The 14819-nt window shown below is 63.0% G+C and carries 8 protein-coding genes; 6 read left to right on the top strand and 2 right to left on the bottom strand.

Annotation, left to right across the window (positions count from 1 at the left end):
• The first annotated feature begins 88 nt into the window (after window positions 1-88).
• The 6 genes from KIO76_RS02155 (at window position 89) to KIO76_RS02130 (ending at window position 8351) form a co-directional block, all read left to right on the top strand.
• Window positions 89-844, top strand: coding sequence for a hypothetical protein (locus tag KIO76_RS02155; RefSeq protein WP_213321251.1), 756 nt, complete (start codon window positions 89-91; stop codon window positions 842-844).
• Between the two features lie 291 nt (window positions 845-1135).
• Entirely contained in the window at window positions 1136-2197 is a 1062-nt protein-coding gene (hemH, locus tag KIO76_RS02150) for a ferrochelatase (RefSeq protein WP_213321250.1), read from the top strand.
• A gap of 203 nt (window positions 2198-2400) precedes the next feature.
• Window positions 2401-3366: an SPFH domain-containing protein gene (locus KIO76_RS02145; protein ID WP_213321249.1), complete on the top strand. Its 966-nt coding sequence runs from the start codon at window positions 2401-2403 to the stop codon at window positions 3364-3366.
• A gap of 544 nt (window positions 3367-3910) precedes the next feature.
• A complete protein-coding gene (locus KIO76_RS02140; protein WP_213321248.1) occupies window positions 3911-5410 on the top strand; it encodes an outer membrane beta-barrel protein in 1500 nt (499 codons plus the stop codon).
• Window positions 5411-5528: 118 nt separating this feature from the next.
• The gene (locus tag KIO76_RS02135) at window positions 5529-6878 is read left to right on the top strand and encodes a lytic murein transglycosylase (RefSeq protein WP_213321247.1); all 1350 of its coding nucleotides are present in this window, start codon (window positions 5529-5531) and stop codon (window positions 6876-6878) included.
• Window positions 6879-7079: 201 nt separating this feature from the next.
• Window positions 7080-8351: an SGNH/GDSL hydrolase family protein gene (locus KIO76_RS02130; protein ID WP_213321246.1), complete on the top strand. Its 1272-nt coding sequence runs from the start codon at window positions 7080-7082 to the stop codon at window positions 8349-8351.
• Between the two features lie 90 nt (window positions 8352-8441).
• Here KIO76_RS02130 and KIO76_RS02125 read toward each other — a convergent pair whose 3' ends face one another.
• On the bottom strand, window positions 8442-9863 hold the full coding sequence (locus KIO76_RS02125) for a glutamate synthase subunit beta (protein ID WP_213321245.1): 1422 nt from the start codon (window positions 9861-9863) through the stop codon (window positions 8442-8444).
• 123 nt (window positions 9864-9986) lie between these two features.
• On the bottom strand, window positions 9987-14612 hold the full coding sequence (gene gltB, locus KIO76_RS02120) for a glutamate synthase large subunit (protein ID WP_249729445.1): 4626 nt from the start codon (window positions 14610-14612) through the stop codon (window positions 9987-9989).
• Between the last annotated feature and the right edge of the window lie 207 nt (window positions 14613-14819).

The raw sequence follows: 14819 nt of genomic DNA, 5'->3' as shown, positions 1-14819 counted from the left end.
GAAGGGTTCGTGGCGTCGCCAAGCGCTTATGTGTAGTATTGCGGTATAGGTCGCGAGTGTTCACCGCGAACTGAGTCTGGATGCGCCGATGCCGGATGGATTGGGGTTCGTTTCGTTTGATTTCGATCTCACGGTGACAAGGCTCCACACGTGGACCGACTGTGGAATCGATGCGCCCCTTTTAGAGGGCGATCCCCGGCTTGGCCTCGTTGCCTTTCAGAACGGTCCGTTGCTGATCGGCTTAGTCCGGGCGCTATGCGGCAACGGCCTTGCCGTTTGCATAACGTCGCGACAATATGCACAGACGATATTCCATAGCCTGAAAGCAAATCCAGGCGGCGATACTTTGATCGCAGACTTCCACGGCTCGCGGTTTTTTATTTTCGGACGGGAGAGCGTCGGGATTTCAAAGGCGCGGACCCTCGCCGATGCGTTCGGGACAAATGTTGGCGGCCTCCATTTCGACGATGATCCCCAAGAGCGCCAAGGATTGTTCGAGAACCATCATTTTTGTCTGATGGAGGCGGGCACGTCCTTCTCGCTCGACAATACGGGTGGACTGATGCGCGGGCTTGGCGCTATCCCGCGCCTCTTCGCTGGATTGCTCACGGTTGATCTCGATCCCCGTTACACCTCGGTGGACCTCCCCCTTGGGAAATATCCGGCCCTCGCCCGCGGCCCCGCACCCTGGCGGGAGCGCAGGAGTCTTTCCCCTCAAGACCTTGTCGCGCACCTGAACATGTCGCTGATGTCGCTTGAGGCGAGCTTTTCGGCCGTGGTTGGTGGATCTCGAGTTTGTGATCGGCTGGACGGAGCGGAAGTCACGACAGGCGGTGTCGCGTAGGTCTTGTGACCGCGGGAACGATAACGCAGCCGGCGTGCCCAACTGCTCAAACTGTCTGAAGAGTGGATGTCTTCAACCCATTCTGGAGCTCCTCCAGCGGTAAGTCGACGACAGCCGCCGTCGAGAGGACGCTGCTGTGGCAGTTTGTCCAGTTGTTCTCCGCGCCACGACATCTGACCTGAGCATCATGGCTGAACGACCGATCAATCTGGCTTTGACTTGTAGGAATCGATCAGGTTGATGGGTTTTGATTGGTTCAATGCAAAGCTATCGTGACCGACGGAGGATCGTTTGGACAAACCGGTTGCCACGGCATCCCCCCGCCCCCTGGATCATCCGGCGATCAGTCCGCGTCGCATTGGTGTGCTTATCGCCAATCTCGGTACGCCGGAGGCGACCGATTATTGGTCGATGCGCCGTTACCTCAAGGAGTTCCTCTCAGATCGCCGCGTCATCGAGACACCGCGTCTTCTCTGGTGGTTCATCCTGAATGGGATCGTCTTGACGACCCGTCCCGGCCGCAAGGGCAAGGATTACGAGACGATCTGGAACAAGGCGTTGAACGAGTCCCCGCTGAAGACCATCACGCGCTCGCAAGCAACGAAGTTGCAGGAGACGCTGTCGCAGCTCGATGACCGCATCGTGGTGGAATGGGGGATGCGTTACGGACATCCCTCCATGAAAGCGGCTCTGACATCCCTTCAGGAGCAGGGCTGCGATCGCATTCTCCTGGTCCCGCTCTATCCGCAATATGCGGCAGCGACGACAGCGACTGCCTGCGACAAGGCTTTCGAGGCCCTGATGCAGATGCGATGGCAACCAAGTCTGCGGGTCGCGCCACCCTACTATGATGATCCGGTTTATATAGAGGCCGCCGTTGCTGGGCTCAGGCAAAGCATCGCGGCGCTCGATTTCGAGCCCGAGGTCATCCTCGCCTCTTTCCACGGCATTCCAAAAGAATACATGATGAAGGGCGATCCCTATCACTGCCAGTGTGTGAAAACGTGGCGGCTGATGCGGGAAGCCATGGGCCTCTCGGCCGACGAGTTCATGATGAGCTTCCAGTCACGTTTTGGTCGCGCGGAATGGCTTCAGCCCTATACGGACGCGACGGTGCAGGCGCTCGCCCAGCGCGGCGTCAAGCGGCTGGCGGTTGTCATGCCCGGTTTCTCTGTCGATTGCCTCGAAACCCTCGAAGAGATCGCGGGCGAGAACGGCGAGATCTTCCATCACCATGGCGGTGAAAAATTCGCTGCCATTCCCTGTCTCAACGACTCGCCCGAGGGGATGAGGGTGATCAGCCATATCGCGATCCGTGAGCTTCAGGGATGGATCGGGCCTGCCGCAGACTGAGGCAGGTCAGCTTGGATGTTCCGTGCGCTAAGCCTCAATCAGTGTCGGTAGCGACAGGCGACGGTCGTCGCGAAAACGGAGGGCTCTCCGAAACCCTTTGCTCAGCATGACCCACGACGACTACTTTCGCGTGCATATCATGACTTGTGCGCGGAAAACGTTTGGTCGACACTCCCTCGGGATAGCCTCGAAGGGGGATCGCCATGCCGTTGCTCGGCTACGATATTTTTGCCATTGCCTTAATTGCTTTGCTCATCCTGACGATTGTGCTGGGCGTAAGGACGGTTCCGCAGGGTTACAACTACACCGTCGTACGTTTCGGGCGTTATTCACGGTCCCTCGGGCCAGGTCTCGGCCTCATCATCCCCTACGCCGAGTCCATTGGTCACCGCGTGAACATGATGGAGCAGGTGCTCGATATTCCAAGCCAGGAAGGGATCACCCGCGACAACGCCGGCGTCACGGTGGACGCGGTCGCCTTCTATCAGGTGTTGGATGCCGCACGCGCTTCCTACGCGGTCTCGAACCTTTCCCAAGCGATCCTCACCCTGACGATGACCAATATCCGGACGGTCGTCGGTTCCCTGGACCTCGACGGGCTCCTTTCCCATCGCGACCAGATCAACGAGAGATTGCTACGGGTGGTTGATGCTGCCGCCTCGCCCTGGGGCGTCAAGGTCACGCGCGTCGAGATCAAGGATATCGAGCCGCCCGTCGATCTTGCCGACGCCATGGCGCGGCAGATGAAAGCCGAGCGCGAGAAGCGAGCGGCGGTCCTGGAGGCCGAAGGGCAGCGGCAAGCCGAGATCCTGCGTGCCGAGGGCCAGAAGCAGGCGCAGGTTCTGGCCGCCGAGGGCCGGCGCGAAGCTGCGTTCCGCGAGGCCGAGGGTCGTGAGCGGCAAGCCGAGGCAGAGGCGCGCGCTACAACGATGATCAGTGATGCGATCACTCGTGGGGATCTTGCCGCCGCCAATTTCCTCGTCGCGGAAAAATATGTCGATGTCCTGAAGGCGCTCGCCACCGCGCCCAATCAGAAGGTGATGGTCCTGCCGATCGAGGCCGCCTCGCTCGTTGGTACCTTTGCGGGGCTCTCGGAAATCACCAAGAGCGTGTTCGCTGAAGACGCCACTGGTCCTGCGCGGCGCAGGAGCGGCGACGCGCCGACGTAGAACGGACAAATCTAGGCCGACCGTTGGCAACCTCCGCGTGCCGGGTCCAAGTCTACGGCTTGGCCCGGGACTAGCCGCAGCCTTGAAGGCTTGGGCCCACGGGAGCGAGGTGGTCACGGGTCGCCGGCAGCCGTTATTCAGGATCGGCGGCTTCTCCCTGGAGGGGCATGATCCAGAATCCCGCGCAGCCTCGTTAAGGCTTCAGGGATGATCCCCTCCTTTCCCACTGCGGTAAGTTCTGGACGCCGACCGGCCTAACGGCTTTTCCGCAGTTGCGCCGAGGAGATGTCAAGCCGGTCGCCCAGACTGTCTGCCGGCTGCCAGTCATCGCCAGCATATTCTGAGAGAAACCGGGCGTAAGGCGCGCGTTCGCCGCCAGGGCCTACTTACCAAATGTTAACCCTAACGACCTAGCCTTCCATTAACCATGCGAAGGCGGCGCGGGCATTTGTTGTCTTCGTCTTATGTCGGCTCGCGCGCATGTCCCGTCTCATGCAGCGACGAGCGCTTGATCTTGGTGTGTGATTGGCTCCGATTTCTTCGAGTGACCACGATCGCACAGCCTCTGATCGCGACGGCCATTGCTCTCGCCGGTTTTCCAGGAACGGTACGGGCGCAGGGTATCGGTGAGAACGACGCGCCTTTCCAGCTCATGCGTGGGAGTTCGGGCCCGTTTGTGCTCCCCCCACCATCGTCGGATCAGATCGCGCCGTTTCTCGACCCGTCGCCGATGTTGATGAACAACCGCGATTTGGGCTCCGGTCCGCTTCAGGCGTCCAGCTTCACCAATACGCGTCGGCCAACGACACTCGCCAATCCAAGGGTCCATGAGAGTGTCTATGCGGATCTCGGCGCATCGGCCGCAAGCTCCAACCCGACACTACGCCGCCGACGCCAGCAGCCGATAGACCCCTATGAGCAACTCGGGCTGATGCTCGGCGGGCTCAAGCTGCTGCCTGCGATCGAAGCCGACGTCGGCTATGACAGCAATCCGCGCAGGATTGCCACGGGGGTCAAGGGCTCGACCATGGTGCGCACCATGGCAGAGCTCAAGCTCGAGTCCGATTGGCTACGCCATTCGCTCACTGGCACGCTGCGGGGATCCTATGATGCTTTCCCCGGGATGACCGATGTCAACAGGCCATCCGGGACGGGCCGGGTGAACCTGCGGATTGACGTGTTGCGTGGGACACAGATTGAAAGTGAAGGGCGCTATGCGGTCACCACGCAGCAGCCAGGCAACCCCAACCTGCCGAATGGCGTCGTCAATCAGCCGATCACGACGAGCTTCGGCGGCACACTCGGGCTCGTCCACACCTTCAACCGCCTGACTGTCGGACTCTACGGGGACGTGGATCGCAGCACCTATGGGAACGCGAAACTCGCCGATGGAACCTCGATAAGCCAGGAAGATCGCAATTACACGCAATATGCCGTTCGCTTGCGGACAGGATATGAGCTCAGCCCGTTCCTCACTCCCTTTGTCGAGGGACGGCTCGACAAGCGCCGGTATGACGAGCACTTCGACAGCTCTGGCTATGCCCGCAATTCGAATGGCGTAGGCCTGCGCGTCGGCACGGCCATCAACCTTTCGGGTTCGGTCACCGGTGAGGTCGCCGCCGGGCTCGAGCATCGCGTCTATGATGACCCGCGGCTGGCGGACCTCAACGGTCCCATCGGGGAGGCATCGCTTGTCTGGACGGCTACTCCGCTGACCAAGCTGCGCCTGCGCGCGAGCAGCAGCATCGGGGAGACATCTGTCGTCGGATCGAGCGGCGTGATCGTCAGCCAGGCGGGGGCGGAGGTGGAACACGCGTTGCGACGCAACCTGACGGTGACCGGCGCGCTGGCCTTCTCCAATAACAACTATCAGGATGTCTATCTGCGGGAGCATGGCATGACCGGCTCCGTGCGGCTCGACTGGAAGCTGACCCGGACGCTGGCCTTTCGGGCGAGCTTTACCCACGAACGGCTGGACAGCACATCGCCCGGCTCTGACTACACCGCGAATATTTTTCTCGTGGGATTGCGGCTCCAGCGCTGACCGCAGGCCGGCCTGTCGCCGACAAATCGTCTGATGTCAACGGAATCGAAAGGATCTCAGGCGACCACTGGAGGTGAGTGGAACGAGAGTTGGTTCACTGTCCAGTTGGAGCATTGTGATGGCGTTTCGTGCGGGTCGGGGCCGACGTTTGGCGGGGCACCTCGTTGCTTGGCCGAGCCTGCATGTCACGGCTGTTGTTCTCGTTGGCCTCGCCCAGGTATCCTGCTCCTCTGACAGCTATTTGACGACGTCATCCATAAGCCCGGCCGCCAGCGCGCCAACCACCACGACCCGCCTTTCGCGGCCAACCGTGCCCACACAGGAGGCGACCGCGGTGCCATCCGCGTCCTTCGGTTCCTTCTCCAATGAAGTCTGGGAAAGCGCGAAGGCACGCGGCGTTTCGCGGCGCACCTTTGATCGTGCCTTTTCCGGCTTGACGCCTGATCCCAAGGTGATCGCGCTTACGAAGAAGCAATCCGAATTCGTGAAGCCGGTGTGGGAGTATCTCGCCTCCGCGGTGTCCGAGCAACGGCTTGAGCGGGGCGGGCGCGCGGTGACGGATTCGGCGGCGACGCTCGCTAAGGTCGAAGCCACCTATGGCGTCGATCGGCGGGTGGTCGCCGGCGTATGGGGCATGGAGACCAACTTCGGCTCCTATATGGGGTCCAACGACGTGATCCGTTCGCTGGCGACCTTGGCTCACGCCAATTATCGCGGAGACTTCTTCCGCGGCGAGCTTGTGACGGCGCTGGTCATCCTTGAACAGGGTCATATCGATCGCGACGGAATGGTCGGCTCCTGGGCCGGGGCCATGGGCCAGACACAGTTCATGCCGTCGAGCTTCATGTCCTATGCCGTGGACTTCACGGGGGACGGTCGCCGCGACATCTGGACGTCCACACCGGACGCGCTTGCATCCACAGCCAATTATCTCAAGAAGCATGGCTGGGAAACCGGCTTGCCCTGGGGCTTCGAGGTCAAGGTTCCAAAGGGGCTCACCTATGGCGCCGGCAACCAGAGCTTTGCCGCGTGGTCACAGGCGGGCGTACGGCGCGTGGACGGCCGGGCGATGCCGGCCCAGGGCGAGGCGCGCATTCTCATGCCCGCCGGCGCACGGGGCCCCGCCTTCCTGGTCACGAAGAACTTCAACGTCATCAAACGCTACAATAATTCCGACTCCTATGCGCTCGGCGTCGCGCATCTCGGCGATCGCCTCTATGGCGGTGCGCCGATCCAGGCACCCTGGCCGACCGACGATCTTCCGCTCGATCGGATGCAGAGCGTCGAGTTGCAGAAGCACTTGGCGGCCCATGGCTATGACGTCGGCGAGCCGGACGGGAAGCTCGGTTCGCAGACGCGTGCCGCCATCGCCTCCTATCAAGAACGGATGGGCTTGCCTGCGGATGGCTATCCCAGCGTCACGCTCCTCGAGCGCCTGCGTCGGAGCGGCAACGGCCGCGCGACTTGACGCACTGCTGGGGCCTTCGCGAAATGTGATCGTGCGGGCGCGTCTATCGGGCGTAAGCTGCGTCGGTCAGGTATGTATTCCGGCCTGGGCGAGCCGTTGCGGTATGTGCGGTGATATCTTCATCACCAACCGCTATGGTCGCTCGCTACAGATCAACCAGAAGGATCCTGAGAGTACCTTCGCTACGGGAAGAGCTGCGCGATGCATCTCAAGCTGCGACGTCGAGTGATCCTGGGTGCCTCTCTCCTCCTCGTCGCTGCCTTCGGGGCCCCGCTCCTGGCATATGCTCTGGTGTCCCTCTCGGCGCCGGCCCTGGCGCAGGCCGATCCGCTGACGCGCTTCCTCGACGGCATTTTCAAGCAACAACGCCCTCAACAACCCTCACAAGTCGCACCGCGTCGGCAGCCACAACGCGCGCCGGCCCGCTCAGCCCGGCCGCGCCGTGCTCCCGCGCCCGCGCCAGTTGTCGTGCGTGACCAGCCGCAGGAGGCCAAACCCGCGGCCGACACCTTCATCCTCGTGATGGGAGACTTCTTCGCAGAATCGCTGGCGGACGGTCTGAGGGATGCTTTCGCGGAGATGCCGACGATCGAGGTGTCGCGCAACGTCCGCGCCAACTCCGGCTTGGTGCGCGATGACCACTTCGATTGGCCGAAGGCAGCACGCGAGCGTCTCGCGGACGGAACGCCCCTGACGATCGGGGTGATCATGATCGGCGCGAACGACAGGCAGGTCCTGCGCGACGGCGACACCACGGTGGAGTTCGGGACGGATCGCTGGCGGGAGCTTTACGGCGCGCGCATCGATGCCGTCGAAGCGGCCTTCGCGGCAAAGCAGGTTCCGTTGATCTGGGTTGGCATGCCGCCAATGCAGGCGGCACGCTATGCGGCCGACATGCTGAGCCTCAACGCGCTGATCCGCGAGCGCGCGGTCAAGGCTGACAGTCACTACGTGGATCTGTGGGAGGGCTTCTCCAACGACGAGAACCGTTTCACGGCCTCCGGCCCTGACATCAACGGGCAGCAGGTACGGCTGCGGAACGCGAATGGCATCAACTTCACCGATGCCGGCGCACGCAAGGCGGCGCATTTCGTGGAGCTCGAGATCAGGCGGCTGCTCACTGAGCGTAACAGCGCGACCGTTCTGGCCTTGCCCCCGAACGGCAGCAGTCCGACGGATGCGGCGCCCGATCAGCCGTCTGTGAAAAGCGACGATGCGCTGGCTTCCGCGTTCCCGGCATTGCCTGAGCAGCCGGGGGGCCTTGTCCTGCAGCCACCGCGTCCCATTGCCGGCCCCATCCTGCCCCTGACCCGGCGCGAAATGGCCGCAGGCGGCCAACTCGCGCGGGCGCGCCCAGCTCTGTCTGGCTATTCCGGACAGCTGATCGAACGGGTCTATGGGATGGGTCGTGTGCCGGAGCCCCGTGTCGGGCGCTCCGACGACTTTCATTGGCCCGAGCCCGACGGCCAGTGAGCCGTGGTGGCCCAATAACCCGCGAGCCGGAGAGGGCCACCCGGGATAAAAGTTGACGATTTTATCCCGGGTGGATTGGCTTTATGCCGCTCAGCGCGGCAGGATGCTCGTTCCCATCAGGAACTCGTCGATCGCCCGGGCAGCCTGGCGCCCCTCGCGAATGGCCCAGACGACGAGGGACTGGCCGCGGCGCATGTCGCCGGCCGCGAAGACCTTGTCCCGTGACGTGCGGTATGCCTCGGCATCGGCCTGCACATTGCCGCGCCTGTCCACCGACACGCCGGATTGCTCCACGAGACCGGCGGTGAGAGGGCCGGCAAAGCCGATGGCTATGAAGACGAGATCGGCCTTCAGGACGAACTCCGCCCCTGCAATGGGCTGGCGGCGTTCGTCGACGCGCACGCAGGTGACCCCCGTGAGCTTACCCTTCTTGCCGACAAGGCCGAGCGTTGCGGCCTGAAATTCTCGCTCGGCGCCCTCTGCCTGGCTCGACGACGTGCGAAGCTTGGTAGGCCAGTAGGGCCAAATGGCGAGCTTGTCCTCGATCAGCGGTGGCTTCGGGCGGATATCGAGCTGAGTGACGGACAGGGCGCCCTGACGGAAGGCCGTGCCCACACAGTCGGAAGCGGTATCGCCGCCGCCGATCACCACCACATGCTTTCCGGCGGCCAGGATTGGCTCGTCATGGACGGTTTCCTGCCCATTGCGGCGGTTCTGCTGCACGAGATAGGGCATGGCATAGTGCACGCCCTCAAGTTCCTGGCCTGGCAGCTTCGGGTCACGCGGCGCTTCCGCGCCCCCCGACATCAACACGGCGTCGAACTCCCGTTCGAGCTCGGCGAAATCCTTATCGACGCCGACATTGACGCCATAGTGGAAGACGACGCCCTCGGCCTCCATCTGCACTACACGGCGATCGATGTGGTGCTTCTCCATCTTGAAGTCGGGGATGCCGTATCGCAGCAGACCGCCCGCCTTCGGCTCACGCTCGAAAACGTGGACGGCATGGCCGACGCGGGCGAGCTGTTGGGCCGCGGCAAGACCGGCCGGGCCCGAGCCGATGACGGCGATCCGGCGCCCTGTGGTAATGCCCGCGACCTCCGGCTTGATCCAGCCGTTTTCCCAAGCCTTGTCGGCGATGGTCTGCTCGATCGTCTTGATGGTGACCGGCACGTTTTCCAGGTTCAGCGTGCAGGCTTCCTCGCAAGGTGCGGGGCAGATCCTCCCCGTGAACTCCGGGAAATTGTTGGTCGAATGCAGGTTGCGCGCGGCCTCTTCCCAGTCGCCGGCGAAGACCAGATCATTCCAGTCTGGGATCTGGTTGTGCACCGGGCAGCCCGTCGGCCCATGGCAGAAGGGGATGCCGCAGTCCATGCAGCGTGCTGCTTGCCGTGTGACATCCTTGTCGTCGAGCGGCAGCGTGAATTCTTTGAAGTGGCGAATGCGATCCCCGGCGAGCTGATACTTCGGCTCCTGCCGGTCGTATTCAAGGAAACCTGTGACCTTACCCATCGTCCTGTCCAACTTCTGCCCCGTCATGGCCGGGCTTGACCCGGCCATCTCGATCGGAAGGCGCAATCTCGTGTCGGGATCCCCGGGACAAGCCCGGGGATGACGTCGTGGAGGAAAAAACGACTACTCTGCGGCCTGCAGGGTGCGTGCCCGTTCCATCTCGCGGATGGCACGCCGGTATTCGACCGGCATGACCTTGACGAAGCGGGTGCGGTAGTCGGACCAGTTGTCGAGGATCGTCTGAGCCCGGGTGGAGCCTGTGTAGTCGCGGTGGTTGACGATGAGCTGCATCAGCCGCTCCTCGTCGTGCCGCGACAGATCGCCCAGGATATCGATCCGTCCTTTGGTCTCGAGGTCGCCGCCATGATGGTGGAGGCGCTCGAGCAGGTCTTCCTCTTCCTCGACCGGTTCGAGATCGACCATCGAGAGGTTGCAGCGCTTGGCGAAGGACCCGTCCTCGTCCAGCACATAGGCGATGCCCCCGGACATGCCGGCCGCGAAGTTGCGGCCCGTCTGGCCGATGACCACCACGACGCCCCCTGTCATATATTCGCAGCCGTGGTCGCCCGTGCCCTCCACGACGGCGACGGCGCCGGAGTTGCGAACGGCGAAACGCTCGCCGGCCACGCCCCGGAAGTAGCACTCGCCAGCCGTCGCGCCATAAAGCACCGTATTGCCGACGATGATCGAACGCTCGGCGACGATCTTCGTCTCCGCCGGGGGATGAATGATCAGCTTGCCGCCTGATAGGCCCTTGCCGACATAGTCATTGGCTTCACCCTCGAGCTTCAGCGTCACGCCCGGCGCCAGGAAGGCGCCGAAGCTCTGGCCGGCCGTGCCCTTCAGATTGACCGTGATGGTGTCGTCGGGCAGGCCGTCATGGCCGTGGCGCTTGGCGATCTCACCAGAGAGCATGGCGCCGGTCGTCCGGTCCACGTTTCTGATGGTATGCGACAGCGTCACTGCCTCTCCGGAGGCAAGCGCGGGCTCTGCTTCTCGGATCAGCTTGATATCGAGGATATCGTCGATCGGGTGCTTCTGGCGCTCGGCATGCCGGGTCGCGATCTCAGGCCCGACCGCGGGCTGGTGGAACAGCCGGTTGAAGTCGAGCCCTTTCGACTTCCAGTGACTCAGGGCCTCCGTCTTGTCGAGAATATCGGTGCGGCCCACGAGCTCCTCGATGCGGCGCACGCCGATCTCGGCCATGCGCTCGCGCACGTCCTCCGCGACGAAGAAGAAGTAATTGATCACGTGTTCCGGCAGGCCCTTGAAGCGCTTTCGCAGCACGGGATCCTGCGTCGCCACCCCCACCGGGCAGGTGTTGAGGTGGCACTTGCGCATCATGATGCAGCCTGCCGCGATGAGCGGGGCTGTCGAGAAGCCGAACTCGTCGGCGCCGAGCAATGCGCCGATGACGACATCGCGACCGGTGCGGAGGCCGCCATCGACCTGCAGCACCACGCGCCCGCGCAGATTGGAAAGCACGAGGGTCTGCTGGGTCTCGGCGAGGCCGATTTCCCAAGGCGAACCGGCGTGCTTCAGCGAGGTGAGGGGGCTCGCGCCCGTCCCGCCGTCATAGCCGGATATGGTGATGTGGTCGGCGCGCGCCTTGGCGACGCCTGCGGCGACGGTGCCGACGCCAACCTCAGAGACGAGCTTCACCGAGACATCGGCCGCCGGATTGACGTTCTTCAGGTCGAAGATCAGCTGCGCCAGATCCTCGATTGAATAGATGTCATGGTGCGGCGGCGGCGAGATCAGGCCGACGCCCGGCGTCGAATGGCGCACCTTGGCGATGATGGCATCGACCTTGTGGCCGGGCAACTGGCCGCCCTCGCCGGGCTTCGCCCCCTGCGCCACCTTGATCTGCATCACGTCGGAATTGACGAGATAATGCGCGGTGACCCCGAAACGCCCTGACGCGACCTGCTTGATGGCGGATCGCCTTGAACGGCCATCCGGCATCGGCAGGAAGCGCTCCGGTTCCTCGCCGCCTTCGCCCGTGTTCGACTTGCCGCCGAAGGAGTTCATGGCAATCGCCAGCGTCTCGTGCGCCTCGCGCGAGATCGAGCCGAAGGACATCGCTCCGGTGGTGAAGCGCTTGACGATCTCGGACGCGGGTTCGACCTCGTCGAGCGGAACAGGCTCATGCCCCAGCTCACGTGCGGTCTTTATGCGAAAGAGGCCGCGAATGCTGGTGGCGCGATTGCCCTGCTCATCGATGAGCTTGGCGAATTCCTGGTAGCGCTCGCGGGCATTGTGGCGCACAGCGTGCTGCAGTGTCGCCACCGTGTCCGGCGTCCAGACATGCGCCTCACCACGAAGGCGATAGGCATATTCTCCACCCACATCGAGAGCTGTGCGGTAGATCGGAGCGTCGCCGAAGGCATCGTGATGGCGCAACACGGTCTCTTCGGCGATTTCGGTAAGGCCGACGCCCTCGATGCTTGTCGCCGTGCCGAAGAAATACTGCTCGACGAAGTCGCTCCGCAGTCCGACCGCGTCGAAGATCTGTGCGCCGCAATAGGACTGATAGGTCGAGATGCCCATCTTCGACATGACCTTGAGCAGGCCCTTGTCGATCGACTTGATGTAGCGCTTGACGATCTCGTAAGCGTCGACCTCCTCGGGGAAGTCGAGAGCCTCGTGCATCGACAGCAATGTCTCGAAGGCGAGATAGGGATTGATCGCCTCCGCGCCATAGCCGGCAAGGCATGCGAAGTGGTGCACCTCGCGCGGCTCGCCGGTTTCCAGCACAAGGCCGACGGAGGTCCGCAGACCCTTGCGGATCAGATGGTGATGCACCGCCGCCGTGGCGAGGAGAACCGGGATCGCAATCCTGTCCGGCCCGATCATGCGATCGGACAGGATGATGATGTTGTAGCCGCCGTGAACAGCCGCCTCGGCGCGCTCGCACAGGCGCCCTAGCGCACCCTCTAGGCCGGTCGCGCCTTGGAGCGCCGGGAAAGTGATGTCCAGCGTCTTGGTGTCGAACCTGTCCTCGTAGTGGCCGATGCAGCGGATCTTCTCGAGATCCTCGTTCGTCAGGATCGGCTGGCGCACTTCGAGCCGCTTGCGGCGCGAGGTGCCCTCCAGGTCGAGGATGTTCGGCCGTGGCCCGATGAAGGACACGAGCGACATGACGAGTTCCTCGCGGATCGGATCGATCGGCGGGTTCGTCACCTGGGCGAAGTTCTGCTTGAAATAGGTGTAGAGCAGCTTCGACTTGGCCGACAGCGCCGAGATCGGCGTATCGGTGCCCATCGACCCCACGGCCTCCTGGCCAGTGACAGCCATAGGAGGCAGCAGGAGCTTGATGTCCTCCTGGGTGTAGCCGAAGGCCTGCTGGCGATCGATCAGGCTCACGTCTGTCCGGGATTCGCGCGCCTGCACGGGCGGCAGTTCCTCCAGGACGATCTGGGTCCGCTCCAGCCATTCGCCGTAAGGGTGGCGGGTGCTCAGTTCCTGCTTGATCTCCTCATCGGAGATGATGCGGCCCTTTTCCAAGTCGATGAGCAGCATGCGTCCTGGTTGAAGGCGCCACTTCTCAACGATCTTCTCTTCCGGAATGGGCAACACCCCCATCTCGGACGCGCCGACCACGAGGTCATCGTCGGTGACGAAATAGCGGGCAGGCCTCAGTCCGTTCCGGTCAAGGGTCGCGCCGAGCTGGCGGCCGTCGGTGAAGCAGATGGCGGCCGGACCATCCCACGGCTCCATCAGCGCCGCGTGATACTCGTAGAAATGCCGCCGCTCTTCACTCATCAGCGGATTGCCGGCCCAGGCCTCCGGCACGAGCATCATCATGGCGTGCGCGAGCGAATAGCCACCCTGCACCAGGAATTCGAGCGCATTGTCGAAACAGGCCGTGTCGGACTGGCCTTCGTAGGAGATCGGCCAGAGCTTTGCGATGTCATTGCCGAACAGGTCGGAGTCCACCGAAGCCTGGCGAGCCGCCATCCAGTTCACGTTGCCGCGCACCGTGTTGATCTCGCCGTTATGCGCGACCATGCGGTAGGGATGAGCGAGCGACCAGGTCGGGAAGGTGTTCGTCGCGAAGCGCTGGTGCACCAGGGAGATGGCGGATTGGAAGCGCGGGTCGTTCAGATCTGCGTAGTAGTCGCCGAGCTGGGTGGCGAGCAGCATGCCCTTGTAGACGAGGGTGCGTGACGACAGACTGACGACATAATAGCCGGCCGTGCTCACGTCCTTCATGTCGTAGATGGCGTTGGAAATCACCTTGCGGGCGATGAACAGGCGCCGCTCGAACTCGTCCTGGTCGGGGATGTCGGGTCCATGGCCGACGATGATCTGGCGATGGAGCGGCTCGGTCGGCTTGACCGTCTCGCCAAGGCCGGAATTGTCCACCGGCACGGTGCGCCATCCCAAGAACGAAAGCCCTTCCTCGGTGATCAGGCGCTCGACGATTTCCGTGACGAGGCGAAACCCTTCGGTGTCGCGGGGCATGAAGAGATGGCCGATGGCATATTCGCCTGGCTCAGGCAGCGTGATGCCGAGCCGCGCACATTCTTCCTGAAAGAACAGATGTGGGATCTGGACCAGCATGCCACAGCCGTCGCCGGCCTTGGGATCGGCGCCGACGGCGCCACGGTGGTCGAGATTCCTCAGGATCGACAGGCCGTGCTGTACGATCGCGTGGCTCTTGCGGTTCTTCATGTCCACTGCGAAGCCGACGCCGCAGGCATCGTGTTCGTTACGCGGATCATAAAGACCTTGCGCTGTCGGCATACCGTGATCAGCGGCCGACCGCGCTTGGTTCAGTGGCCACTTGGGAGTATCGCCCCCACGAAGTCTGTATTCGTTCACCATGGAAGACTTCCTCCCTCGACACTGCGTTAGTGCGCAGGACGACTTGAAATCCCAGTATAGGCCACCTGAGGCCCAGAGGGACGCAAGCCATCGACTTTTCGGGAGGTCCGGTCGCGCTGCGCGCCG

The organism is Chelatococcus sp. YT9 (assembly GCF_018398315.1).
GTDB lineage: Bacteria > Pseudomonadota > Alphaproteobacteria > Rhizobiales > Beijerinckiaceae > Chelatococcus.
The sequence above is the reverse complement of the archived record's forward strand: the minus strand, read 5'-3'. Positions and strand labels throughout refer to the sequence as shown.